Annotated in this window: 25 protein-coding genes and 1 riboswitch; of the genes, 16 read left to right on the forward strand and 9 right to left on the reverse strand. The window is 41.9% G+C overall.

Annotated elements, in window-relative coordinates:
* Window positions 1–184 precede the first annotated feature (184 nt).
* The 5 genes from QFZ80_RS08545 to QFZ80_RS08565 form a co-directional block, all read right to left on the reverse strand.
* Complete coding sequence (locus QFZ80_RS08545; protein WP_307558379.1) at window positions 185–508, reverse strand: luciferase domain-containing protein; 324 nt, start codon at window positions 506–508, stop codon at window positions 185–187.
* 31 nt (window positions 509–539) lie between these two features.
* The gene (locus tag QFZ80_RS08550) at window positions 540–1,916 is read right to left on the reverse strand and encodes an MFS transporter (protein ID WP_307558381.1); all 1,377 of its coding nucleotides are present in this window, start codon (window positions 1,914–1,916) and stop codon (window positions 540–542) included.
* A gap of 59 nt (window positions 1,917–1,975) precedes the next feature.
* A complete protein-coding gene (locus QFZ80_RS08555; RefSeq protein WP_307558384.1) occupies window positions 1,976–2,545 on the reverse strand; it encodes a TetR/AcrR family transcriptional regulator in 570 nt (189 codons plus the stop codon).
* Between the two features lie 152 nt (window positions 2,546–2,697).
* Window positions 2,698–4,143, reverse strand: coding sequence for a MocR-like pyridoxine biosynthesis transcription factor PdxR (gene pdxR, locus QFZ80_RS08560; RefSeq protein ID WP_307558386.1), 1,446 nt, complete (start codon window positions 4,141–4,143; stop codon window positions 2,698–2,700).
* Between the two features lie 225 nt (window positions 4,144–4,368).
* Entirely contained in the window at window positions 4,369–5,601 is a 1,233-nt protein-coding gene (locus QFZ80_RS08565; RefSeq protein ID WP_307558388.1) for a cysteine desulfurase, read from the reverse strand.
* A 115-nt stretch (window positions 5,602–5,716) separates the two neighbouring features.
* Here QFZ80_RS08565 and QFZ80_RS08570 point away from each other — a divergent pair, with 115 nt between their 5' ends.
* Entirely contained in the window at window positions 5,717–6,544 is an 828-nt protein-coding gene (locus tag QFZ80_RS08570; RefSeq protein ID WP_307558390.1) for a LysR family transcriptional regulator, read from the forward strand.
* Between the two features lie 139 nt (window positions 6,545–6,683).
* Window positions 6,684–7,871 (forward strand): benzoate/H(+) symporter BenE family transporter, encoded by a 1,188-nt coding sequence (locus tag QFZ80_RS08575; protein WP_307558392.1) that lies wholly within the window; start codon window positions 6,684–6,686, stop codon window positions 7,869–7,871.
* Between the two features lie 9 nt (window positions 7,872–7,880).
* Here the strand turns inward: QFZ80_RS08575 and QFZ80_RS08580 are convergent, their stop codons facing one another.
* Entirely contained in the window at window positions 7,881–9,071 is a 1,191-nt protein-coding gene (locus QFZ80_RS08580; RefSeq protein ID WP_307558394.1) for an MFS transporter, read from the reverse strand.
* Between the two features lie 425 nt (window positions 9,072–9,496).
* Between QFZ80_RS08580 and QFZ80_RS08585 the strand changes: the two genes are divergently transcribed.
* The 3 genes from QFZ80_RS08585 (at window position 9,497) to QFZ80_RS08595 (ending at window position 13,623) form a co-directional block, all read left to right on the forward strand.
* Window positions 9,497–9,694, forward strand: a complete 198-nt coding sequence (locus tag QFZ80_RS08585; protein ID WP_307547430.1) for a hypothetical protein — start codon at window positions 9,497–9,499, stop codon at window positions 9,692–9,694.
* Window positions 9,695–9,786: 92 nt separating this feature from the next.
* The gene (locus QFZ80_RS08590; protein ID WP_307558396.1) at window positions 9,787–12,423 is read left to right on the forward strand and encodes a PAS domain S-box protein; all 2,637 of its coding nucleotides are present in this window, start codon (window positions 9,787–9,789) and stop codon (window positions 12,421–12,423) included.
* The gene (locus QFZ80_RS08595) at window positions 12,424–13,623 is read left to right on the forward strand and encodes a metallophosphoesterase family protein (protein WP_307558398.1); all 1,200 of its coding nucleotides are present in this window, start codon (window positions 12,424–12,426) and stop codon (window positions 13,621–13,623) included.
* 78 nt (window positions 13,624–13,701) lie between these two features.
* Here QFZ80_RS08595 and QFZ80_RS08600 read toward each other — a convergent pair whose 3' ends face one another.
* Window positions 13,702–14,163, reverse strand: a complete 462-nt coding sequence (locus tag QFZ80_RS08600) for an Lrp/AsnC family transcriptional regulator (protein ID WP_307547426.1) — start codon at window positions 14,161–14,163, stop codon at window positions 13,702–13,704.
* Window positions 14,164–14,335: 172 nt separating this feature from the next.
* On the opposite strand from QFZ80_RS08600, the gene QFZ80_RS08605 reads away from it, so the two are divergent.
* The 4 genes from QFZ80_RS08605 (at window position 14,336) to QFZ80_RS08620 (ending at window position 18,921) form a co-directional block, all read left to right on the forward strand.
* Window positions 14,336–15,514 carry a serine hydrolase domain-containing protein gene (locus tag QFZ80_RS08605; protein ID WP_307558399.1) on the forward strand — a complete coding sequence of 393 codons (1,179 nt, stop codon included), beginning with the start codon at window positions 14,336–14,338 and terminating at the stop codon, window positions 15,512–15,514.
* Window positions 15,511–16,698 (forward strand): MFS transporter, encoded by a 1,188-nt coding sequence (locus QFZ80_RS08610; protein ID WP_307558400.1) that lies wholly within the window; start codon window positions 15,511–15,513, stop codon window positions 16,696–16,698. Before QFZ80_RS08605 ends, QFZ80_RS08610 begins: the two co-directional genes overlap by 4 nt.
* Before the next feature lie 212 nt (window positions 16,699–16,910).
* Window positions 16,911–18,554 carry an alpha-amylase family glycosyl hydrolase gene (locus QFZ80_RS08615; RefSeq protein ID WP_307558402.1) on the forward strand — a complete coding sequence of 548 codons (1,644 nt, stop codon included), beginning with the start codon at window positions 16,911–16,913 and terminating at the stop codon, window positions 18,552–18,554.
* A 40-nt stretch (window positions 18,555–18,594) separates the two neighbouring features.
* Window positions 18,595–18,921 (forward strand): potassium channel family protein, encoded by a 327-nt coding sequence (locus QFZ80_RS08620; protein ID WP_307558404.1) that lies wholly within the window; start codon window positions 18,595–18,597, stop codon window positions 18,919–18,921.
* 58 nt (window positions 18,922–18,979) lie between these two features.
* Here the strand turns inward: QFZ80_RS08620 and QFZ80_RS08625 are convergent, their stop codons facing one another.
* The gene (locus QFZ80_RS08625) at window positions 18,980–19,984 is read right to left on the reverse strand and encodes a DUF3231 family protein (RefSeq protein WP_307558406.1); all 1,005 of its coding nucleotides are present in this window, start codon (window positions 19,982–19,984) and stop codon (window positions 18,980–18,982) included.
* Window positions 19,985–20,368: 384 nt separating this feature from the next.
* Here QFZ80_RS08625 and QFZ80_RS08630 point away from each other — a divergent pair, with 384 nt between their 5' ends.
* The 3 genes from QFZ80_RS08630 to QFZ80_RS08640 all read left to right on the forward strand — a co-directional run bounded on the left by QFZ80_RS08630 (window position 20,369) and on the right by QFZ80_RS08640 (window position 22,807).
* Entirely contained in the window at window positions 20,369–20,950 is a 582-nt protein-coding gene (locus QFZ80_RS08630; protein WP_307558408.1) for a CBO0543 family protein, read from the forward strand.
* A gap of 79 nt (window positions 20,951–21,029) precedes the next feature.
* A complete protein-coding gene (locus QFZ80_RS08635) occupies window positions 21,030–21,398 on the forward strand; it encodes a hypothetical protein (RefSeq protein ID WP_307558411.1) in 369 nt (122 codons plus the stop codon).
* Window positions 21,399–21,531: 133 nt separating this feature from the next.
* Window positions 21,532–21,679: riboswitch (FMN riboswitch) on the forward strand.
* Window positions 21,680–21,838: 159 nt separating this feature from the next.
* A complete protein-coding gene (locus QFZ80_RS08640; RefSeq protein WP_373460036.1) occupies window positions 21,839–22,807 on the forward strand; it encodes a DMT family transporter in 969 nt (322 codons plus the stop codon).
* Between the two features lie 77 nt (window positions 22,808–22,884).
* Here the strand turns inward: QFZ80_RS08640 and QFZ80_RS08645 are convergent, their stop codons facing one another.
* Window positions 22,885–23,520 (reverse strand): FMN-dependent NADH-azoreductase, encoded by a 636-nt coding sequence (locus tag QFZ80_RS08645; RefSeq protein WP_307558413.1) that lies wholly within the window; start codon window positions 23,518–23,520, stop codon window positions 22,885–22,887.
* A gap of 232 nt (window positions 23,521–23,752) precedes the next feature.
* On the opposite strand from QFZ80_RS08645, the gene QFZ80_RS08650 reads away from it, so the two are divergent.
* From QFZ80_RS08650 to QFZ80_RS08665, 4 genes are all read left to right on the forward strand, one after another.
* A complete protein-coding gene (locus tag QFZ80_RS08650; RefSeq protein WP_307558414.1) occupies window positions 23,753–24,421 on the forward strand; it encodes a DUF4183 domain-containing protein in 669 nt (222 codons plus the stop codon).
* An 83-nt stretch (window positions 24,422–24,504) separates the two neighbouring features.
* Entirely contained in the window at window positions 24,505–24,789 is a 285-nt protein-coding gene (locus QFZ80_RS08655; protein ID WP_307547405.1) for a DUF4183 domain-containing protein, read from the forward strand.
* A gap of 133 nt (window positions 24,790–24,922) precedes the next feature.
* Window positions 24,923–25,357 carry a BclA C-terminal domain-containing protein gene (locus QFZ80_RS08660; RefSeq protein WP_307558416.1) on the forward strand — a complete coding sequence of 145 codons (435 nt, stop codon included), beginning with the start codon at window positions 24,923–24,925 and terminating at the stop codon, window positions 25,355–25,357.
* A gap of 204 nt (window positions 25,358–25,561) precedes the next feature.
* Window positions 25,562–26,578, forward strand: coding sequence for a LacI family DNA-binding transcriptional regulator (locus tag QFZ80_RS08665; protein WP_307558418.1), 1,017 nt, complete (start codon window positions 25,562–25,564; stop codon window positions 26,576–26,578).
* Window positions 26,579–26,598: the final 20 nt, after the last annotated feature.

The raw sequence follows: 26,598 nt of genomic DNA on the forward strand, positions 1-26,598 counted from the left end.
AATGGTTAGATCCTAATAGAATGCCAATATTATGAAATTTTACTCCACGTACTTGATTACAAATGCGACATTTTGGTGAAATAGTAAATCCTGTTGATTCATACGTACAGGAAAACCCTCAGGCATAGTGCCGGAGGGTCCTCATCGAATACCAAACTAAAAATAATATGGAGTGTTCTTATCATCACTTATTTCGTTTTGCCACTAGATAATCATACTTGAATCGTAGAAGTTCAATGGCGTTAGTAACATCCCCATTTGACGTTAAATAAACAGATACCCAACCGGAATCAGGATACATATGATGGGGTTGCGCACGCCCTGAAACTATAAGCTGATCGCGAAACGATTTTGGCATGAGCAAGTCGACTAGATGATCTCCATGTAGATGACCAATTTCTTTTCCGCTAAACAAAAATTCAATCCCTCCGAAACGGTGTGGCTGCTGAGTTACTTCTGGCCATGAAAGCAATTGGTCGATAATAATTTGCCTCACATTACCATTCATCTTTATGTTCCCTCCCAAATCAATGATTTGTTCAGTGTTCTATTGCAACACTTATTTTCTTGGTACGGAATTGCAAGTGATAGAAGAACAAGATCCCCACATGCATTGCGGCAAGAACGAGATAAAAATTGCTGAATAGGTAACTGTTCGAATCCACATTTAACGGATTCCAATGTACGGAGGGTCCCTGGGTAGCCACAATACCGTATATGCCTGCAGCTATCCCTTGAGCTATAAAACTGACCATCGAAAAAAGACCCATACCCACGCCAACCTGATCATTGGGCAATGATCTTGAGATGGAATTGGACATTGCAATCTGCATGAAAGATTGGCCTACGTTACCGAAAATCAAAAAGAATGAGATCCATAGCGGCGAGATTCCTGTAAAGATGGACAACAAGACAAAACAGGTAATTAACGAACCGGAAGCAACCGAGAACAGATAGGAGTTGCCTTTCAGATCCGCCAGTTTCCCGCCTTTTCTCCCTAGAAGGGCGGAGGCTGCCGCCGCAGGGACCATGGCGAAACCGATCCAATTGGAACCAAGATGATAAACTTCCGAAAACAGAATCGGAGTTAAAAAATACAAGGAAACGCCTATGCCACTGATGAGAAACGCCAGTGTTGTTGCGATGGAATACTTCTTGTTACGAAACAGCTGAGGTTGGATAAAAGGTTCTTCGGCGGTACGAATTCGTACGATGAAGAGAATTAAGGACACTAATCCGATAACCAAATACCACCAGGTTCGATTCGTGACCCCAAGCAGAAGCAGCGCAATGGATGCGGCGAGCAAGCTTCCACCAAGCCAATCGAATTTTCGCGGAGCTTGTTTCACTTCATGCTCGAGATATTTTCGATACAGCGGCAGCAGTAACAAAATCAACAGGGAAGGCAGAAACAGCCATCTCCAATTCGCAAAGCTGACGATAGTAGCGGAAATAACAGGCGCAAGAGCGCTTCCGAGCGCAATCCCAACGGCTGACATGCTTAATGCGGAGCCCCTCTTCTCAGGCGAAAAATATCGTACAGGGATAATCAACGCAATTGCCGGAATAGCTGCAGCCCCCGCAGATTGCAGGCACCTTCCGAGAAGTGCGAACCAGAATGTCTGGGAAACGAGTCCCATTAGAGAACCAGCCGCAAATAACGTCAGACCGAACGTCAATAGGCTCTTCAGTTGGAATCTGTCTGCCAGTTTCCCATAAGTCACAGTTCCAAACGCATAGATAAGCGTATAGGCGGATGACAGCCAGCTCACCTGAGCAAGGGTAAGATGAAACTCCTCGCTGATTTGCGGAAGCACAACATTAAACATAAGGGCGCTCATCGATGACATCATAACGGTAAACATCAATAAGCGCATTAAGATAGGGCCTTTTTGCAGCGTTGTTTCAGAATTCATGGTTCATCGCTCCTTAGTATGAATGCAAGCACATACTTGCATAATGGTTTGTAAAAAAGCTAGGGAGTTAATGCCCTAGCGAATAACCGCACGCCTTCCTCGATAAATTCGTCCAAATCGATGGGGGACAAGTTACTATTGAACGCACCATGATTCATCAACATGAAAGCATATGCCTGTATGTCAGGTTTTGAAGTTATCACTTTACCTTGCTCAGACATGGAAACCAAATAATTCGTTAAAAGCTTCCTAAGTTCGAGAGGATGGCGGCGGGCCTCCTGATATACTTCTGGAGGGAGACTGCTGCTTCCTTTTTGAATGATCTGAAACAGTTTTCTATTCCGATTCATGAGAGTATGATACTTTCGGCTGATGATAAGAAGGTCCTCATACAGCTCGCCTGTCAGAGATTCGCTAAAAAGCTTAGTCATCTCTAAGGCATAGTGATAACGGTTGAAGGCAGCCGCTAGCAGTTTCTCTTTCGTTCCGAAATGGCGAAACAACGTCACTTCGTTTACTCCGGCAACAGCAGCGATTTCCTTCGTTGTGGTACCATCGTACCCTTTTTCTGCCATGAGATCGATTGTTGCTAACAGAAGTTTATCACTCGTACTTGGATTGCTGCTCATTTATCTACCCTTCTTTAATGCAAGTACTTACTTACATTTTTATTGTATTAGAGTCATACTGCAATGTCAAGGACTGGAAGAATAAATTTTTAAGTCAGTATAATAGTAAGCAGCCCTTCCTATGTAAATAGCGAAGGGCTGCTTTCACAATCCTATTCACATTTCTGTATTAATGCATGAAAAGCCTGAGCTAATTTGGCTATGCCAGGAGCGATCTCATCCATAGAGGGACGAGCAAAGCTTAATCTTAGATGTCCAGGCTCAGAGCCAAATACGGTTCCGGGCATAAAGACAACCCCTCGTTTTATCGCTTCCTCTAATAACTTCTGATCGTCAAGCTTGTCCTTGATAGTGCACCATATATTTAAACCTCCTCGAGCAGGGGTAAAGCTGATTTGATCAGGTAACTCTTGCTGAAGGGATCGAATCATAAGATGCTGCTTCAGAGAAAGGGAGTCCCTTAGGAAGTGCATATGTTTATCAAATAAATCCGATCCCAGAAATTTATTAGCAAGCCACTGTGGGACAATGCTTAGGCCAAAGTCCATTTGCTGGCGAGCATCAGCTAATCGTTGTATGACAGCCTGGGGAGCTACCAACCAGCCGATCCGTAATCCTGAAGCTGCAACCTTGGATAAGGAGCCAACATAGAGTACGGAACCGTGGGTATCGATGGATTTCAACGTATCAGGAGGAGAATGATCAAAGGAAGTAAGGCTGAAAGGATCATCTTCTACGATGGGTATACCAAGTTCAGCAGCGATCTTCAGTAAGGCCTCTCTTTTAGATGCATGAAGGATTGTCCCTGTTGGGTTCTGATAGTTCGGATTCAAAAAAATCATGCGAATGCGATGTTGGCGGTACAACGTCATAATGTCTTCGGGGTCGATGCCATCTTCTTTTACAGGTAAGCGAAAAATGCGGAGCTCGGCCGATTGGAACATGGATAAAGAATAGTAGTAAGACGGATCTTCAATGGCAACCGCATCCCCAGGAGCTAACAAACATTGCATGATCAAATACAGAGATTGCTGTGAGCCGGAGGTGATAAGGATGGAAGCTTCTGTCGCTCGAATACGTAATCTTTCCTCCAAAAAACCTACAAGAGTCTCTCTAAGCGGCAAATACCCACTCGGATCGTCATATCCTAAGTAGGCTTCGAAAGGAATGTCCCTCATTAATTGCTTAATCGCCTCATTGGGGAATAAGTCGGCAGATAACTCGCCACTAGCAAAGTCAATGATTGATTCTCGCTCACGTAGAACCTCACGGACCCGGCGGATATAGGGAAGATTGGGGGCAAATGTGCCTCCTTCTACATATTGACGCCAATTGGGTGTTAAATTGGGCCTAATACCCCAAAAATGATTGCTGACCATGGTACCGCTTCCGCTGATACTTTCGACTATTCCTCTTGCGCGTAATTCCTCATAGGCTTGTACGACGGTGCTTCGGTTTACTTCCAGTCGTTCGGCTAGCTTACGTTCAGAAGGCAAGAAACTTCCAGGTGGATATTCGCCATGTAGGATACTCCTCTCCATCTCGTCTGAAATCTGTTGATAGAGAGGTTTTTTACTTGTTCGGTCAGGTTTGCGCATGTATACCACCATCTTTGAGAAATATCAATTTATTCCATAGTATAATACAGTTCACGAATTCGTTGTTGAACTCTCGCGTAGAATGTTTGACGAACTCGCTAATCTTTTTATAATGGCTGGGATAAAATGTGCAAGAGTGGAGAAACGACCCGATTATTATTCGCGTAATAACTGGAAAATATTCCAAGTAATTGACTGCGGAGAACCCTTTATTCCTTCACATTCTCATTGAGCTACGTATTTGAAATAAGATATTGCCCGCTTTAAGCCCTTTACGAGAGCATCAATATCTTCTTCCGTATTGTAAAGATAAAAACTCGCACGAGCTGTGGATGAAACGTTAAGCCATCTCATCAAAGGCTGGCAGCAGTGATGGCCCGCTCGAATGGCGATTCCTTCCACGTCCAGAATGGTTGCGAGATCATGCGGATGCACGTCTGATAAGTTAAAGGTGACTAAGCCGCTTCTTAGTTCGGGCTGCATTGGGCCATAGATCGAAATCTCTTCCATCAATGAAAGCTGCTCTAAGGCATACTTGACCAGTTGATTCTCATGATGACGAATGGAAGTTAACCCGATTTGTTGCAGGAAATCGATGGCGGCGCCAAGCCCGATAGCGCCTGCAATATTCGGCGTTCCTCCTTCAAACTTCCAAGGGAGCTCCTTCCAAGTGGATTCGTATAAGTCCACGTGATCGATCATTTCTCCGCCATATTCATAAGGCGCCATTTTTTCCAAGAGGGCTTTCTTACCATACAGAATGCCAATGCCGGTTGGACCTGCCATCTTATGACCGGAAAAGGCCATAAAGTCACAATCCAAATCTTGAACATCCAGCTGAAGGTGTGGAGCACTTTGAGCCGCATCGACGCAAATCACGGCCCCGTGACGGTGGGCAATTGCCGCAATCTGTTTCACAGGATGAATAGTTCCCATCACGTTGGAAACATGAGTTATGGATACGAACTTGGTTTTCGATGTGATGGCTTCCTCTACATCCTCTAAGCGAATGGTGCCATCAGGTTGGATGGGAATATAGCGAAGCGTTGCGCCTGTTTTTTTAGCTGCCTGCTGCCAAGGGATGAGATTGCTGTGATGCTCCATTAAGGTGGTCAAGATTTCATCGCCTTCTTTTAGAAACTCTCTCACATAACATTGGGCGACTAGATTTAATGAAGCGGTAGTTCCGCGAGTGAACACGACCTCTGTCGACTCCTTGGCATGGATAAACGATTTGACTTTATCTCTGGCATTCTCAAATGCATCCGTAGCTAATGAACCTAACGTGTGTGCACCGCGATGAACATTGGAGTTGTAATTTGTATAATAATCCCGTAATGCTTCAATGACCGCATAGGGCTTCTGGGATGTGGCCGAACTATCTAAATACACGAGAGGATGTCCATTAACTTGCTGCTTTAAAATCGGAAATTGGTCTCTTATTTCTTGGATATTCAATGAAAACACTTCCCCTTCAAAAGAATGACTATAGAATGACATGATTTGATCTATAATACAAATATCATTAAAATTATGTAATCATAACAATTTAGTTATATGTTTGGGGGCGCTTATGAATACGAAACACTTGTCCTTGTTCATGCAAGTTATTAAAAAGGGGAGTATTACTCAAGTTGCAAAGGAAACCTATGTGAGTCAACCTGCGATTTCCATGCAGCTTAAGCGTTTAGAGCAGGAAGTAGGAGTTCCCCTGTTTACGGTTGTTGGCCGAGATATCGCTGTGACAGATGCAGGACTTACTCTGATGGAGTATGCAGAATCCATGCTGTCATTGGAAGGACAGATCTATCGGGCAATGGAGGAATATCGGCTAGGGAATCGAGGCAAAATCATTGTAGCTGCCTCTCAGGTAGTTGCCGCTTATTTGTTACCGAAAATCATGTATTCGTTTACTCAAACTTATTCGGATATCACGGTAGAGCTTCAAACAAGAACGGATGAGGAAATTGAGAGATTAGTCAGAATGGGCAGCATTGATATCGGAATGACTCTGCAGCCACCAGACGACCATTTTTCATTTCGAGTCACGCCATTCGCTCAGGAGCGATTGATAGGTATTCAACCTTCGTTGTCATTCCATAGCCGAAAGATGATTGTTCCTCGAGACATTGTATCCTTACCCTTAAACGATACATGGGATATGGAGATCATGCATCTCGATTCCACCGAGACTGTTAAACAATTTGTTATGCAGGGAATGGGGTACGGAGTGGTCTTGGAATCAGCAGCAAGTTTAGAGCTATCTTATGGGAGGCTGCTGCCTTGGACAATGTTCACACCAATACCTGTGGTAGCGAGTGTTATTACACGGCCTGCTGAACGTTTATCCAAGAGTGTTTGGTATTTCTTGAATCATCTAAGGAATGGAGCGGACGGATGAGATGAGAAAAAATAGCGGGATTGGTTGGGAAAGAAATCTCGAAATTGGGTGGTTACTTACCAATAAGGCTAAGCTACTATTATGTAAATGAGTAGTCACCTTTTCATAGAAGAAAACAATAGGATAGATTGGGGAGTATATGTCAGCTCTGAATACACAAAACCTATCGACCGGCGTTATGTCTGCGTTGATGGCCTGCACAGGTGGCGCCATCATGATCATAAATAGTGCAGAAACAGCGGGGTTTAGCCGCTCGCAGCTGATTTCCTGGTTGTTCTGTGTCTACTGCTTAGGCGGTATTCTAAATTTGGTATTGACGTGGACATACAAGATCCCTTTTGCCGGGGCACACTCGATCACGGCTGTTGCTTTTCTAAGCACGGTTGTCGATCAATTTACGCTAAATGACCTGGCAGCCGGTTTCATTATGGCGGGGGGACTTATCGCTGTATTCGGCTTTACGGGATTATTCAGTAAAGCGTTGGATTTCATCCCAAAGCCTTTTATTGATGCTATGTTAGCCGGCTTGGTTCTTCAATATGTGGTGAATATCATTCCGGCGTTAAAGGATTCACCTCTTATTGTCGGATTGGCCATTTTAGGTTTTTTTATCGCACCCAAAATTTCGAAATCAATACCGCCGTTACTAGGGGTGATACTCTTCGGTGTCTTGGGGCTTTTTATCGGCTATGATTTTCCGGGAGTACCGGAGGCTGCTGAGTTTGCTTTACCTCAAATCATTATTCCTTCCCTCACCGTTCACAGTTTCTTTTCGATTGCGATTCCGATTGCCGTTCTGATTTTGACAAACGATATTGCAGTGGCTTTAGCTGCGCTGAAGAAAAACGACTATCAACCTCCAGTTAACCAGACGCTTGTGCTTTCAGGGATTGGCACGTTTATCGCCGGTTTTTTTGGAGGCCATGCCGTGAACATCGGGGGGATGATGACTGCGCTATGCAGCAGTAAGGAAGCAGGGCCAAAAGAAAATCGGATAGGTGCGGCACTAGTTTCCGGAGCATTAGTCACTTTATTCGGTTTTTTTGCATGGAAAGTCATTGTGATTATTGAAATGCTGCCATCCGCTTTTATTACGATGTTATCCGGATTTGCCCTCCTGGCTGTATTGTTAAATAGCATGCAAGCAGCGTTCTCAGAGTCGTCTTATCGATACTCGACCTTGTTTGCTTTTCTAATCGCGATTTCCAATGTCTCATTTGTTGGGGTATCCTCTCCTGTATGGTCTTTGTTAGTAGGGATTATATCAGCTCAAATTTTCGGTGAAGGAAAGTTCAATAAGAGAACAGTACGGGGAGAGCAGACTTAACGATATTGGCTATCTTCCTAAAGATCCTGATTTCAATATTCTCTTCTCCTTATAAAGCACATTCATAATAATAACTAGCGCAACCATCACCAATGTGATCGGTATGATAAAAATAGTTGGCGATATACCTTGGATCAACACGGGCAGTAAGTAGCCGATGAGCGATGCTGCTTGGGAGATAAAAAGGTATAAACTGGCCCCAAAACCAGTGTGGTTGATAAACATGCGCTGAACGTAACCCATTGCTACTCCATATAAAATAGAGATGGACAATGAATAGACAGGCTGAACCGTAAAAAACAGCGCTAAAGGAGAAGCTAGTGCATAGACGGTATAAGTGACGAGCGCACATACTCCGCCTAATACCATGATGGATTTGCTCCCGAACTTGGCTGCCCAATAACCTGTTAAGGTCATGAATAACAGTTCAAAAACGGCCTGGCCGCTCCACAGGTAAGACATTAGATCTGGCCTACCGAACCTTTCATTGAAAACTAAGGGTAAATACAATCCACGGATGGCGTCAGCACATAAAAGCATCAAGAGCGCGATCAACATGGCCAAAGAGAACGGTTCTCCGGCCTTGATGTCTGCGTTTTCGTTCGTCCCTTTAACTTCGCTATAAAACAGCAGTAGTAAGAAGAGACCAGCAAAACCTGCTGCATTGCCCCAGAGTACTCCTTGGAATCCTGTAATCAGATACAGATTAGCACCGAACAACAGGCCCATAAAAAAACCAACGCTATACCCAGCACGAAGCCAAAGCATCGCTATTTCCATAATAGATTCGGCATGTTTCTTGAAATGATTGCGGGCCATAGCAAAGAGTTGTCCCATGATCAATCCAGATGGGCCAACGGCAATCGACATGCCGGTCAGAGCTTCTATATAATTGTCAGCATGCATGTAGATAATGAGCCCACTTGCGCAAATTACAGCAGCAATCATCGGAATTGGTTTTTTTTCCTTGATCCTGTCACTGACAATGCCGACGGATAAAGTAATTATCATATTCAGCAATAATGAGATAGAGAAAATGGACGCGATCTCGCCTTTAGATAAACCTAGATGATCCTTCAAATATACCGCATTCATAGGAGCAAGTATGCCAGTGCCGATCCCGTAAATAAGGATAGCCAGAAGTAGGTATCCTGCTCCCTTAATACGCAGAAATAAATTGAAATCTGATTTCAATTGCATGATCAACGACCTTTCATTGTTTAGGCATTATTTATAGAATAGCGCAGCAATAGGGAATAGGGAATATAATAATACGAGAATAGCCTATTTGCAGGACTTTCGCACTCCCATTCAACTTGAGCTAAGGCGGCTGAATGCCGGGGAGAATGGCAACCTCTAAGGGTATTATCGCAAAGGTATTTTGGCTGGAGATAAATGGGTCTATCGCAATCCCTTTCAGCCAGGACGTTTGTCTGACGACGAAATAGTCATACAAGCAATCGTGGGCAACGTTTTAACTAGCAAATAGACTAACCTTGGCCGTAATAAAACAGGACTTTCCTTTGTCTTTTCAGACAATTGAGAAGGTCCTTTTTGATAGGACCTGCAATCGGATCCTTATTTATGCAATAATATAATCAGAGTAAATTTAAAAGGAGAAAAATATGCCAAAACAACGCAAACTGATAGAACCTTCAGACTTTGAAAGGATGCGGGTATTTCGACAGCCAATCTCGATCTTTTTACAGGGTGAACAAATAGGTGAAAATGTCATCATTCAATCTCATGATAACGATATTGTTGTAAGCACGACTGGCGAACAATACGTGAAGGCAAATTGTGAATTTCTAAGTAAAAGATAATGACCATTTCAGTTCACATTAAAAGTCATGTTATATTTAAATAGCCATATATAGTAGAAATAGGGGGTACATTGACGACTGGAGGTTTACAAATGCCTAAGGTAGATTTCGATCACGATTCTGTTTTTCAACAAGTATATACCTTTGCTCCGAATGCTATAGCGTTGGTGTCCATAGACGGAACTATCAGGAGGGTCAATCCATCCTTCTATCCAACCCTCGGTTATACGGAGCAAGAAGCAATTGGACTTACACTTAAGGAAATTACCCATCCTGATGATTTGAATAAAATTAATGCACGAATCGAAGAGGTATTGCATGGAAAATCACCTTGCTATGAGTTGGAAAAGCGTAGTATTCACAAAAACGGTAACCTAATTTGGTCGTCTGTAAGGTTTTCATTGGTTCGTGACGAAAAACAAGGAACTCCACTATACTTTATCGTTCATATCGTCGATATTTCAGATAAAATAGCCACTGAACAAAAGCTTCTAAAGATTGAAGAATTGTATGAACTTATCTCTGAAAATGCTCAAGATATTATTACCTTAGTGAATCCAGAGGGCAACATCGCGTATTTATCACCCTCCGTACGTGATTTATTGGGTTATGAGCCAGAAGAATTGATCGGAAAAGATGTTTCTGAATTGAATCACCCTGAAGACTTAGCAAAAATAAGATCTGCCTCTTTTTCGGATAATGAGGTAATTACCTATCGTTCACGCCATAAGAATGGTACGTATATTTGGTTTGAGACCGCGATTAAACTCATTAGAGATGATCAAGGCCATCTACAGAAGGTATTAGGGATAGGGCGGGATATTACAGAGCGTAAGAAATACCAGGATAATCTTGCGGAGGCTCAGCATATTGCCATGCTAGGCAGTTGGGAATTGGATATTCTTGAAGACAAGATCACATTCTCTGAAGAATTTTACCAAATTTATAACTTATCCAAAAATAATTTACCATCCGATCCGACGGATCTTGCCTTTATGATTCATCCAGATGATCAACAACAATTTCATGAATTCATTGATCAAGCCATGCAAGGTACTGCGATTAGCTCGGAATTTCGCAATCAGCAGCTCGATGGAACCATTAAGTATATGCAAATTCGCGTTTCAGTAACATTCGACGAAAATGGAAAGCCTGTCAAAATGAACGGAACTACACAGGACATTACGGAACGCAAAAAAGTAGAGTTGAAGCTGCAAGAGTCCGTAGAGCGCTATACGTCTCTAAAAAAGTACAACCACGATGCTATTATTTCCCTGGATGTGAAAGGCAGAATCATTAACACCAACGAAATGGCAGAACGATTGACTGGATATAGGGTTACGGAGATGCGAGGAGAACTAATTTCAAAACTTATTGGTGAACGAAATCTCCGTAGGATACTCTCCTATTCCATCGAAGACGTTACAACGGAAAGAAAAATTAATAAAATCAGACATAAAGATGGACATGTTGTTGAAGTATTAACAACAATAGCGCCTATCATCATAAATAAGGAAAACGTCGGGTACTATGTGATTGCGAAAGATATGACGGAACAGAAACAACTGCTTATTGCTAAGGAAGCTGCTGAAAATACAAATAAAGCAAAAAGTGAATTTTTAGCCATGATGAGCCATGAAATCAGGACCCCTATGAATGGGGTGATTGGCATGACAGATTTGTTATTAACTACGACGGAATTGGATGATGAGCAAAAAGAATATGTAGAAATCATTAATAAAAGCGGAAACACGCTGATTAAGATAATTAATGATATTTTGGACTTTTCCAAAATTGAAGCAGGCAAGACTGAATTACAAGCGCAGCCATTTGATATTAGAGACTGTATCGACGATACGCTCGCTGTACTGATGCCAAAAGCACATGAAAAAAAGCTCGACATTCAAGTTTCTATGATTCCGGAATTGCCTAATAAATTAATTGGTGATTACGATCGTGTTAAACAAGTATTAATGAATCTCATTAGTAATGCGATCAAGTTCACGCATAGCGGCGGGGTGTCCATTAGGGTGGAAAATAATAGGCGCGAAAATCAAAAACTCCGGCTTAAATTTTCGATTAAAGACACTGGGATTGGTATCCCCAAGGAAAAGCTTAATCATTTGTTTGATCCATTCTATCAATTGGATAGTTTCATGACACGACAATCGGAAGGAACAGGATTAGGCTTAGCCATTAGTAAAAAAATTGTTGGGTTGATGGGCGGAGATATTTGGATTGAACAAACGGACGAACCTGGGGTTACTTTTGTATTTACAGTTTGGTTTAAAGAAGAGGTTTCGTATCCCAAAGACTCTTCTATAGAAGAGAACGTTTATGTTCAAGAACCATTGAAAGTTTTAATAGCCGAAGATAATCAAATTAATCAGCTCGTATTAAAAAAAATGATTGAAAAGATGGGGCATTTCACTAGTATTGTCGAAAATGGCAATCAGGTTATTCGAGCGCTCGCTTACGAAGCATACGATATCATTTTTATGGACATCCAGATGCCTGTCCTGAATGGTCTGGAAACGACCAAACAGATCAAAGAAACAATCCCACCAGAGAAAATCCCTTACATAATTGCTGTGACAGCTAACGCTTTAAAAGGTGATCGTGAAAAATGTCTTGAGGCTGGAATGGATGATTACATCAGCAAACCAATCAAAAGTGAGGTCATTTTCGATCGGATTGAAATGTTCCAAGAACTCAAAGGCGGGAATTAAATGGCGGAGCATCTAAATGTGGGACAAGACAATAAGCCGAATGTCAGATTTATCGTCATTACTGATACACATGTGGAAGATGATATAGAAAGCGTACATTCGCAAAATTTCATTCAGGCCTTACAGGATATCAGGACAATTTCGCCCGATAGTCAAGGCATTATGCATGTTGGTGATATGACGAACAATGGCAAGCAAGCAGAGTTTGAAACGATGACTCAAATTTTGAAGGATCATAGAGAGGGTCTGCCACCCATCTATTTTACTTATGGCAACCATGATGTCCGTTGGGCGGACTTTGATAGTCAAATGTCTTATATTACGACAAATACGGGTATGGATAAAAAGTATTACGATTTTTGGATAAAGGACTATCATTTTATTTTCCTAGGGACAGAGAAAGGGTTAAAGGACTTTTCGTATTTATCAGAGACGCAGCTTGAGTGGTTAGATCTAAAGCTATCGGAGCACGAAGAGGCTCACAAACCATCCTTTATTTTCATTCATCAGCCTTTGAAAAATACTGTTTCAGGGTCACAAAACAAATTCGGTTGGTATGGTATTCGACAGGACAGGGAGCTTAAAACTATACTAGCTAAGCATCCACAATCTATGTTATTTACTGGTCATTCCCATTGGGAACTGGGCTCCGCAGACACCATGTACAACGCAAAGTATACAACTATGTTTAATGCAGCCTCCACAGCATACTTATGGACGGATGAGAATGTGGAGAAGGAAGGCTCCCAGGGATATTTCGTAGAGGTTTATGATCATAAAGTAGTCGTAAAAGGAAGGGACTTTCTCGCTAAAACGTGGATTGAGGATGCTACTTTCTCAGTACCACTTCCTTCGTTAATTCCGGTAGTGGACCCTGAAGACGATCCCGATCTGACGCTCGGTAGCCCGACAATGCAGATAGACAAGGCCTTTTATCGGACAAGCGATTTAATTGAAGTTACTTACAAGGGGTCAGTGGGAGAAGATGCGTTCGGTATTTTCCCAAGAGGTGCTTTACCGAGTGAGACGCAGCCTATAACTCCCATAGCGCATATTAAAAGCAATTCAAATAGTCAGCCGGACGGTAGGATCATATTCACTGATCTGAATCTTCCATTTGGATCTTACGATATCATCTATTTGGGGGAAACGATGAATACTGAGCTGGTTCGAATAACATTTGAGGTTAATGAGGATTAGATGATGATTGCGTGCATGCTGAACAATTAAAGTACTAGGAATCCGGTCTGATGCCGGATTCCTTTTTTGTTATCTACCTTATTCTAGCTCCGCAAGCAAGTTTGCCTCTTCAAGCGATGGGATAAGTAATTTTGTCTCGATTGGTGATGACATCACGATAAGAATCGTATACGTCCCATACTTATCACATTGGTTGCCGAACTCTTCGAGAGACCGTGTGGAATCGGTCATTACTTTCAATAAGTAGTTATGTTCTCCGCTTATGCGGTTGCATTCGACGACATCAGGTGATGAGCGGCAAAAGTCAAGGAATGCATGACAATCCCTCGTATGAAATAAGATGTAGGCCGCAGCTTGTTTCCCGATTTTCTCCGGAGAAATCAGGGTGCGATACTCCTTGATGATCCCTTTTTCCTCCATACGTCTTACTCTCTCCGTTACCGCGGGTTGTGATAACCCGACACACTTGCCTAGTTCCGTCATTGATATTCTCGCTTGGTTTTGAAGATAGTAAAGGATTTGCTTATCAACATGGTCCATCCAAATCGACTCCTTTAAATTTAAGGAATTGTATAAAAACTAACTTGTTTTCATTCGTTATAGGGCAAGTTTAACTTGAATGCCTTATGTAAAGCAAGTCACTTAATTTATATAATTAACTCACAATAGTGAAGTGATTAAATCTTTAACTATTCAGAGAGGATGAATACCAATGAGTAAGTTGAATGCTAACAAAATGAATCCTGACCGATTACAAGCACACGTGGATGAAGTAATCAATCGTACCCTTGCTGATAAACGGTTGGTTGGCGCTGTCATTAAAGTGGCGATAAACGGGGTACTGGTTTATAACCGCGCTGCCGGCTTCGCAGACCGTGAAAAGAACCGGACGATGCAAGAAAATGCCTTATTTAGGCTTGCTTCTGTAACTAAACCTATCGTTTCAACAGCTGCGATGATACTAGTTTCGCAAGGTCGCTTAGGACTTGACGACCGGGTTGATCGTTGGCTTCCAGAGTTTCGACCACGCTTAGAGAGCGGTGAAATCGCGACATTTACGATTCGGCAGTTGATGACTCATACAGCGGGGCTGACTTACCGCTTTTTCCAGGAAGAGAATGGACCCTATCATCGCGCCGAGGTATCGGATGGTATGGATCAGGCCGGTATTACGTTGGAAGAAAACCTGCGTCGTATCGCCTCTGTTCCGCTCCTCTACACACCAGGCACTCAGTGGAAATATTCAATTGCCACTGATGTTCTCGGCGCCGTGATTGCGAAGGTTACAAATTCACCGCTTGGCGAAGCCATTCGTACGCTAGTGACAGCACCGCTTGGTATGGACGACACTGGGTTTACAGCAGTTGATCCAGAGCGACTAGCGACGGCCTATGCCAATGCAGTTCCAGAGCCACGGCCTTTGAGTGATCCCGATAGCATTGATTTTATAGATGGGACGGCGGGCTTTCGGCTTGCCCCTGGCCGGGCACTTGACAGTACGGCCTATCACTCCGGTGGAGCTGGCATGGTCGGGAGCGCTGGCGACTTATTGCTGCTGCTGGAAGCACTACGCAAGGGCGGAGCGCCATTGCTGCCGGAGAGTGTGGTTCGCGAGATGACTACTAACCAACTCGGTGATTTGCCAATGGCCTATTGGCCAGGGCGAGGCTTTGGCCTAGGATTTACGCTGCTTAAGGATCCTATCACCGCAGAAACTCCGGAATCACCGGGAACCTGGCGTATGGGTGGTACCTATGGTCATTCCTGGTTCGTTGATCCTGAGAAGCAACTAAGTGTCGTAGCGTTTACCAATACAGCTCTGGAAGGTATGTTAGGCCAGTTTACCGTTGATCTTTGTAAAGCCGTTTATGACGGGATCAGTAACGAATGAATGAACTCAATAGAAGTCACATAAACCCCATATTCTTTATCGCTCTTGGCTTATTCGGCGTGTATACCATTGAGTTTGGCGTTGTCGGCATACTTCCAACTATTATGGAAAGATACAACGTCAGTACGTCTCAAGCCGGTATGCTCGTTGGTGTATTTGCGCTTGTCATAGCACTATGTGGTCCCTTTATGGTACTGCTGCTTTCTAAATATAATCGTAAAAACGTAATGATAGTGTCTTTACTCATTTTTGCTGGAAGTAGTTTATTATCAGCCTATGCTCCAAATTTTAATGTGCTGCTGGCGCTTCGTATTATCCCGGCATTGTTCCATCCCGTATATTTTTCCTTTGCCTTTGCGGCTGCAGTTTCACTCTATCCTAAGGAGAAATCCACTCAGGCTTCTGCCAAAGCATTTGTTGGTACTAGCATGGGTATGGTACTTGGAATTCCGATTACAACCTATCTCGTAGATCAATTCTCATTTGAGGCTGCCTTTATATTTTGCGCCATTGTAAACACTGCTGCTTGTGTAGGGATCGCCATCATGCTTCCGAAATCGTCCAAAGCTGAGAAAGTCTCTTACGGGGAACAGCTCGATATATTGCGTAAAGTCCCTCTTTGGATCAACATAGGAGCTGCAACATTCCTATTTGCCGCTATGTTTTCGGTCTATAGCTATGCTGCCGAATACTTGGAACAAGTAATGGGGGTGAGTGGGACAATCGTTAGTGTCATGCTTGTCATTTTCGGTGTTGGGGGAGTGGCCGGCAACTTATTGGCAGGGAGACTGATTGGAAAAAACATGGTCAGAACGACTGTTTTCCATCCGATCGTATTAGCTATTTCTTTCTTAATTCTTTATATGGGGGGAAAATCCATTATTGCTAACATTGTCATTATGGTTTTATGGGGGGCCGCTCATACCAGTGGCCTCATCGTAACCCAGATATGGTTAACCTCTGAAGCTCCGGAAGCTCCTGAATTTGCCACGGGGTTATATATTTCCTTCATCAATCTGGGTGTGTCCATCGGTTCGTTAGCAGGTGGGTGGTTTATTACCAATTCAGGCATGAAAGGGACGATATGGAGTGGCTTATTTTTTATTATGTTGGCACTTCTATGTATTGGATCTAAAGTCTTTTACTTTAACCGAAAAGGATTACAGGTAAATCGGCTAAATTAATAAATGTTTCAAGCAGATCTTGAGCATTTCCTTCATTGACTATGTGATTCACCGCAGAATCAAATAGGCCGAACGTCTCCTTTTGACCGAAGATTGGCATAGGCCCAATGATCACAACAGAATAGCATCATAATGGAGTAGAATCGGATATGGGCAGCCTGTTTCTTTACTGCTACTATAGGAGAAGAGATTAATACGAAGGAGCTCAAACAATGTCACCTGACTTTCCGACAAAAGGATCACATGGCGTACGATTTGTTTATTACACAGATATTGAAGTGGATAGTGTCGCTTTAGCAGGGACCTTTAATAACTGGAACGGCGATAGAAACTATATGAACAAAAGGGAAGATGCGAAAGGTTGGGAGATTGAATTAGCGATACATAAGGGGAGACATCTTTATAAATTTGTTGTGAATGGGGATGCATGGATTTTGGACCCATTGAATCCGAGTGTGTCGGAAGATGGGCAAAATAACTCCGCTATTACGGTTACCGAACAGGGAGAAGTATGGATCAGAACCTCGGAGGTTTCAAAAGAACAACCTGGATATATGTATGAAAACTTTACGGCTATTCAAAGTCCAGAATGGATAAAAAAATCGGTGATTTATGAACTTCATCTCAGGGCGTTTACCGAAAATGGTTTTAATGGACTAACAGAGAAGATCGATTATTTTAAAAAAATGGGGATAAATACACTATGGCTGATGCCTTTCAACGAAGTTGGACAGGAAGGAAGATTAGGTAAGTATGGCGACCCCTATGCGGTAAAAGATTTTTATTCCATTGACCCCAGCTTCGGAACCAAAGAGGATCTACTTTCATTTATTCGAAAAGCGCATGACAATGGGATCAAAGTCATTATGGATTGGGTGTTGAACCGCACAAGTGTGGATCACATTATGACAAGAAGCCATCCGGAATTTTTTACTCGAAATGAACAAGGTGAGATCTATTATGATGTGCCTAATCGGGCCTATTTCGCCGGGCTAGAATTTAGTAACCGCGAGATGAGGGAATATGTCATTGAGGCTATGAAATATTGGATCATCCAGTTTGATTTTGACGGTATTCGATTGGACGATTCGGACCTTACTCCTTTTGATTTTCTCTCTGAAATTAAGCATGCGCTGCAAGAAGTAAAAGCTGATCTCACCCTGATCTCACAGTCCTACGATGAGTATCATCATATTGAATCTTGTGACTTGACTTATGACGGCAATCCCCGCATTCTGATACGCGATTTGGTTGACGGAACGATCACAGAGAGCGATTTTATAGCGGTTTATAACTCCTATAAGTACAGTTTTCCTAGGAATGCGCTAAGAATGAGTTGGCTGGAGGAAAAAGAACGGTCAAGAGCATGTGACTATTTTGGCGAAAAACTTGCCAAAGCTGCAGCTTCTATCTTGTTGACGCTTGAAGGTGTTCCATGCATTATGATGGGGCAGGAATTTAACGAGAGTACGTTGGAAACATGGGCATCCTTATTCGATGAATACAAGCTGAACTGGAATCAATTCGATACGGATATGTTCGAACACTATAAATTTCTGATTCAACTTCGGACGAACAATCCAGCATTTTGGATGGGAGAATTAACGTTCATTCGCAATTCAGAAGAGTTGGTTTTATCTTACTCGAGGCATTACGAGGATAGTAAATATTTAATCGTAGTTAATTTGTCAAAGGATGCTTTGTTTGTTCAATTTGACCAAGACGCGTTAGCAGGCGACGTTATCAATGACAGTAAAAATGTGATCTATCGAACCGGAAGAGACGACCATCGCTCTGAGAAAGATTCATCCAGTCTATGGATCGATAGCTATGAAACCATCATATATAAATTATAAAAAACTATATGTCATAATCAATCGAAGGGAATAACTCGTAATGATATCATTTTTGCTGACCTTGAAACGTTTGATTAGCGGATTATGGAGAGCTTTCAAACTGAAAAACTTCCAAGCTCTTTTCATATTGGTTATTTTCATGCTATTGTCCGGAACCATTTTCTATGTAAGGCAGGAAGGGCTCACCGTGATCAATGCGTTGTACTTTTGCGTCACTACGCTCAGTACGGTTGGACATCCGAGTTTTGAGCCCCAGACGACGTTGGGAAAAGTTTTTACTATGATTTATATTATCGTTGGCACCGGATTGTTTGTAGGCATGATTGGACATATTGCTTACGCGTTGATAAAGCAACCAGAAAACTAAGATTACCGAAAAGCCCTCTTGAACACCTACAAAGAGGGCTTTAATAATAAGTGGGAAATTATTGCTTTTTAGCAATTTCTTTTCTGTTAGGTGCAATGGGTGGTTGTTCTAACCATTTATTTTTTATCATGAGATCAAACCAATTTTTTGATACAGTTAGATCTTTGAGAATGATTCGCTCATAATCAAGAATTAAATCAGACCTCATAGAACCCGCTAGTCCTAATCCATAATAGGATTGTGAAGTCAGAAACAAAAAACCAGTGTGATACATAATAAGTTTATCGGAAAATGGTGAATCTGTAGATTCCGTTATTTCCGTTTCCCATGACATTGGAACAGGTAAATTATCATCTTTTAGTTTTTTACTTAGCAATTGAATGTGGTCATTTGACGTTTGAACGGCATCTGTTAGAAATTTTCTTATTTCTTTGCTTCCGGCAATTTGACTAAATGCAATTCCAAGTGTTTTTGCCATAATACTTTTCTTTAAGTTAAGGGATATATTACCTATTTCTATGGCTGAAAGAGGACGTTTATCTCCCCAAAAACCATCGAGGTATTTTTTGCTATCAATAAACTCTGGGTTTGCACGGGGGAAAAAATAAGGGTCTCTTTGAAAATGTCCCTTTTCAAGTAATAAATCAACAGTACGATTGTACATATTTTTTCCGTCTGTTAAACAGGAATCAAAAAAATCTCTTAGATCTTTTCTGACAGATGTAGTTAACGAATAAAGGTGACCGTTTAAACCATGTATGGTCATGAGATACAAATAATCTAAACAGAAAATATCTGAAAATAATCTTTTTATATTGGAATTGATATCTCCATCTGTAAACCCTACGGGTAGTGGAAATCCATCATTAAGAATAAATGTGGAGACCTGCTGCATTTGATTCTCAGTTATTTTTATTGCATCGTTAAAAACCTCTTTGATGGACTTATCTTCTATAATGGAAAGCATATATTTAATTACACAATTTACCATTGTGCCATTTACGTATTGCCCCCACAATGCTCCGATTTCCGTCGATGTTAGTTTTAATTGAGTTGTATTCATCTCTTTGTCACCTCTAAAAATTAGATTGTCCAATTAGAGAAGATTTATCATTTATCCCCATAGGATTAACATATCGATCAATCCATCGTCCGACGAAACGTGTCAAGTCTAACAGCAGCGTAGTTGCATTGGTTATCGTTATGAGAGCACCCAGAATATCGAAACCGAAATGCAGTCATCTACTACCATCCTGTCTAACTAGAGATGTGTTTTAGCTATCCCCTATTATACAAATGTCACTCAAACATAAAAAGAGCGGCCCGCGGCTGCTCTTTTTTGTTTCTTTGGTTAGCTGACTATTCCTTACATGCATAATAGAAAGTTCTTTTATCCACACTAGAAGGTATGAAGGAAAAAGCAAAAAAGTGAGGGGGAAAGTTCTAAATGGAAAAGATTTTATTACGAATTTTATTTGCATCATCAGTAGCAGCTGCCCCATTTATTATGAAACGAAATAACCTGCTGATGTATATGACCGTATTCTTTGCAAAATGTGTTTTATCAAGCTCGCTAGATTCAATCTTTATTAAAAAAGGGAATATATCGTACCCCGTTCGACCTTTTGCTAAAATATTTGAAACGAATATTCTGTACGACTTATTATTCTATCCGCTTTTAAGTGTACTATGGGTAAGATGGTCTTATCAAAGTAAACCACTTGAACTCATCACGAGAAGTCTAGTATTTAGTGGACCAATGACTTTGCTTCAATGGTTTTTAGAGAGGAAAACCGATTTGTTTAGATGGAAATCCTGGTCCGCTCTTCATACGTTTGCGTCCATTAACTTTACTTTGTTTACGATAAGAGGGTTTGTGGGTTTATTAAGAAGGATAACGCCTGAGATAAATGTTAGAGGAGGAAATTTCGTAGAGGAACGAGCCAATAGCAAGATGCTTTCACCTGAGTTCATAGCAAGTACGGCAAATCACCGACTGCCAAATGACAACTATGCACAAATCCAATAAAATTGAGAAATTATTATGGGCCATCGCACTCCCTGGGTTTGGTCAGTTTTTAAACGGGAAATATATAAAAGGTATCACGTTGATTATATTGGAATTTATCGTGAATTACATGTCAGAGCTCAATCAAATTATTATCGACAGTTTCAAGGGTAACATTCAAGATGCCATCCAGCAAACCAATTATCATTGGCTCATGTTTTACCCTTGTCTCTACATGTTTGGTATTTGGGATGCTTATAAAGACGGGGGAGATACGGCAGAGTATGCTTATGTTCCTTTTGTATTAGGCGCTTTCCTAGGGACGGTAGGAATCATCTATTCGGATGTGTTTCAACCTTTCGGCATTCTTTTGGGTCCAGTTTGGCTGCCTATGCTATTTTCATTTGTTGGTATTGCTATAGGCGTTGTTATATTTCAATTTTTAAAACGACGCCACTCGATGCTATAAAGGGTCTCTCTGTCAGATGTATAAGACAGTTAGAGATTCTTTTTTTATAAAATCAACTTATGTCAGTGGCTAATCGTCGCGAAAAAGGATTGCCAGTTAAACTGTAACATGTTATTATACACTTTATTAGAATATGAACCTTCGGGGCAGGGTGAAATTCCCTACCGGCGGTGAGGATACGTACGTGTATCTCAAGCCCGCGACTCCCTGTCTGTACAGATTGGGACTGACTTGGTGAAATTCCAAGGCCGACGGTATAGTCCGGATGAGAGAAGGTGAAGGACAACTTGTTAAAAATTCAATTTTTAATAGGTCTGTTTGTCAATGCCCCTGTTGATTGTAACAGGGGCATTGTCTCTTTCAGAAGGTTCAATTCAAAACATCATCTAGGGATCTTTGGGCTAATCTCTCAAAGTTTCTCCTATTGGGAGGTTTTTGAATTGGAAAATGTATTTAAGCTAGGAAGTAAGCGCGCAAGTTTGTATGCAACAAGTAGCAGGGGGATCAATGGGATCTGGTATGTGGCACTCGGAGCTATCCTTTGGGGGTTGGACCCTCTCTTTCGAATCTTATTGTTGAAGAGTTTTACCTCTGCTCAAATTGTGTTCATAGAGCATCTGCTGCTGGCTTGCTATGCCCTTCCAGTGCTGATAAAGTACCGTAAGTCCTTAGCCGGCAAACTAACACTAGCAGTTATTGGCGCACTACTATTTATTTCTTGGGGTGGATCGGCCATAGCTACCATACTCTTCACTTCGGCCTTCGCTCACGGCAGTGCAAACTCCGTCCTGCTTTTACAGAAGCTGCAGCCCTTGTTCGCCATCGTATTGGCTCGAGTACTGCTGAAAGAGACACTGCCTTCCAAATTTTCTGGCTATATCGTAATGGCGCTGCTAGGCACGTATCTGCTGACGTTTGGTTTTGCTTCACCGGAGATGGGCTTGAAGGATTTAGGCACGTTAAGCTGCTTATTTTCAATTCTAGCAGCTGTCTTATGGGGCGGATCGACCGTCATGGGTAAGTTCCTGCTTCAAAAAAACTTGGATTTCCCTGTAGTCACATCGCTGCGATTTCTGATGGCGATCCCGCTGCTAACGGTTGTTCTTTTGGTAAGTGGCGATGCTTGGCATGTAGGTGGTTCTAGTGCAGTTCTAACGCTTATCGCAGTCAACCTGCTGTTCCAGGCCTTTTTCCCAGGGTTGATCAGCATGCTCCTCTATTATAAGGGGCTGTCATCGACAAAGGCATTCTTTGCAACGCTTGCTGAGCTTGCTTTCCCAGCCGTAGGTGTGTGCATAAACTGGGTTGTATTTGGTCAAAAGCTGACCGTAGGACAACTTGTAGGCTTTGTCTTTATTTGGTTAACCCTATGGTTAATGAGCCGCAGTAAAGGAAATGTTTCTGTATAAATATGGACTGATTACAAAAATTTCAATCATTGAACGTAAAAAGAACCCGCTAGATTTAGCGGGTTCTTACTATTTTCTTAGAAGCTAGCTGCAACTTCTTTTGCTTGTGCAATTGCTTTTTCTTTAATGGATTGAGCTTTATCCGGCGTTACAGCCATGCCTTCAACAAAAATGGCTTCGAAGGAAGGGATACCGTAGAATTGCGAGATTTTTTTCAGGTAGCTGAAGCCACTTTCAAATGCTGCAGCAGGGCCTTCGGAATAAATGCCGCCACTCGCTTGAATATGTAGCCCTTTTTTGTTTGTCAACAAACCAACTGGACCACTTTCCGTATATTTGAAAGTTTTACCTGCAACGGAAATTGCATCAATGTAAGCTTTCAATACTGGAGGGAATGAGAAGTTCCACATTGGAGAAACAAAAACATATTTATCAGCAGCAACAAATTGGTCAACGATTGCGCCTAAACGTGCTACTTTTGCTTTTTCTGCATCAGAAAGCTGGTCAAAAGCTGTTCCTGATTGAAGTTTTCCCCAACCGCTGAATACATCAGCATCAATTTGAGGAATATCTTCTTTGAATAGATCCACAGAAATAACCTCATCTGTTGGATTCGCTTCACGGTATGCCTCGATAAATTCTTTACCTACCGCTAGGCTGAATGATGTTTGGTGATCGTGCGGGTGTGCAGTGATATAAAGTACTGTTGCCATAATTAAAACTTCCCTTCTATACTTAAAATAATTACAGTTCTCATTATAACTTATTTTGAGTAAATATCAAATAATAAATTAGTTACTTATAATAAGAGGGGGAACGTGCTAGTCCAACACCTATTTAAATAGAAATAGATTATTGTCTATTCGTTATTAGTTCAATGTCCATACCTCCAATAGAGCAAAATCATACTATATACAATTGGTTAATTGGAGGTGTTACAAACTTGTGGTGTACAATACCCATAAAAAAAATCGAATGACTCCAGCTACAAGAAAACATATACGTAAAAAGAAATGTATCATCAAAAAAAAGAACACAGGTGTATCAGCAGGAATAAAATGGAGGGACTCTAATGCCAGTCGGAAAAAAGACTGTAAAAAGAAAACAAAGATAGTTAGCCCTCTTAAAAGGAAAAAACGGAAACGTGCAGCTTGTCCACAACCAGAAATTAATATAACTGTTCCGCAAGGACCTCAAGGCTCACAAGGACCTCAAGGAACTCAAGGACTTCAAGGACTTCAAGGACCCCAAGGGCTCCAAGGGCCTAGAGGCATACAGGGAGCTCCTGGGCCAACAGGACCTATCATCATCCCTAATCTCAGCACTTTGCTAACTGCTAACAGATATTTATTTATTGCGGACACAGATGTAACTCTCCCAACAGTTATTCCTGCAAATCAATTCACAAACGATGAAAATGAATCAATAGCTGAATTTATAGATTTGGATCAAAATAGTTATGCAAATCTCTACATGAACGGAATCATGCAAGTTGGTGCCTCTTACAGTGTGAGTACAAATGCTTTGGCCATTATAAATGGCAATGACACCATTTTTGCAGGTACCCCAATATTACTTGAGATCGTTCGTTTATCGATTCAAATCATTTCTTGAAATGTTTCAATGTACGCAATTGATTTGCCCTTCCCTTTCACTATCACTAGCATAATCTAGTTGAGAGAAGTGAGGTGATATAAATGCCAATTACAAAACCCTTTATGGCTGCTAGAAGATTCAGTGCTACAATAGCTGACGGAACAGGGGTAGGAGCTGCATATAATATTCTTGCTACAGCCACCATCAATGACGCCGGTGCTGCTGCTACAGCTTTTCCAACTGCTCCTGCGTATTATAATCTTTATATTAATGCACAGATTCAAACAGCTGACACTTCAACAGCTACCACTACGGCTATTACCATTCCAGGCGGAGATGTACTCGATCCTGCGACTCCAATTGTGATCGAATTTATTGTAAACTAATTTTCTTTATTGACGAGATGCCGGCAATTCTTATTGTTTTTAGGATTGTCGGCATTTTCCAAATAATACTCACTGGGTATATTAGTTTCGTACATATCTATTAAAATTACAAGTTAGTAAGGAAGTGAATATAATGGCGATTATAACCCCTATCCTTCCGCCAATCGTTTCGGGATATATTTATAATGTAAGTGCTCAAACTGTTGCTATAGAGGCTGATACTATTTTTGATACAAATGGTATTCTTAAACCTGGAATTACGCATGTCCCCGGAACAACCGAGATTGCAGTTACTAATCCGGGCAACTATGAAGTTACTTTTTCCGCATCGGGTGTAGAGCCCAACCAATTCGCACTATGTGTAAATGGCACGCCGGTTACGGGAACCGTCTACGGTTCAGGTGCAGGCACGCAGCATAACAATGGGCAGGCTATAATCGCTTTAGATGCCAGCGATGTTCTTACTCTACGAAATCATAGTTCAGCTGCTGCGGTTACCCTTCAGACTTTGGCTGGCGGCACACAAACAAACGTAAATGCTTCGGTAATTATCAAAAAAATAAGTTAGTTTCAAATCAGGATCGCCCAGTGAGCAAGTTCAGCTCACTTACGGGCGGTTCTTTTTTATGAAAAGAAGCACAAGAGTGGTAATCAAGGCTTTTGATTATTTGAAGATTTACAAATTATTATCTTGTGGTAAACACACGAAAAACAGTTCGGCGTTATTTTAGATATGTGGGAACGGTCTCACACGAAGAAATGGGGTTGCAGCATGGAGCTTACGATTAAGGAGATTGCCCTGCGTGCCGGTGTATCCAAATCAACCGTGTCGCGGGTGATTTCTGGCAAGGGCTATACCAGCTTGGAGGTGCGCGATAAGGTGCTCCAGCTGATTGAAGAATTACAATATAAGCCCAATGCAGTGGCAAGGGCTATGGTTTCACAGAGAACGCACAACATTGGCGTACTCATTTATCGTCAGCATCATCCTATTGCGTCTCATCCGTTTTACGGCAAAATTCTTGATGCTATTTTGATGACAGCCGCAAGCTTGAATTATTCCGTTTTCGTTACAACAGATCATGATATGTCGCTGCGTTCTGCTGATTTTATGATGGAAAAAAGGGTGGACGGACTGATCCTGATCAGTCGCTTGCAACAGAACGTCATTGATTACATCGCTAACTTCGGAGTTCCCTATGTGATGGTCAATGGCTCCACGGATGTCGACGGGGTCATGCATATTGTCAATCAAGACGAGGAAGGCGGACGGATGGTCGCTGAGTATCTAACGGATTTAGGGCATCGTCAGATTTTCGTGATTGCCGGACCACAGACGCATCGCAGCCACAATTTAAGGCTGAAAGGTTTTAAGAATTTCATGGCAGAAATGGGGGTTCCAATCCCATCATCTTCGATCTTACAGGCATCAACTTCCACCTTCGGAGAAGGGTATGAGATAATGCGCACCCATTGGGATCAGTTTCGTGCAGGCGGGTATACATCGCTATTTGCTACCAACGATATGATAGCGCTGGGTACCATGAAGTTCATGTTGGAGCAATCGGTACGCATTCCTGAACAAGTAGCGGTTGTAGGCTTTGATGATATTGATTTTGCCGCTATGTTCTCACCCTCTTTAACAACCATCAGGGTCAATACAGAGGAGATGGGGACTCAAGCCTTTAGCTTGTTAGACAAGCTCATCCGCCAGGAAGATAGCATTGAGAATCCTAAGCAGCTTGTACCCAAATTGATTGTCCGGCAATCTACGAAATCATTTTCATAGGAGAGGAGTGGTTAGTCCGC

The organism is Paenibacillus sp. V4I7 (assembly GCF_030817275.1).
Classification (GTDB): domain Bacteria; phylum Bacillota; class Bacilli; order Paenibacillales; family NBRC-103111; genus Paenibacillus_E.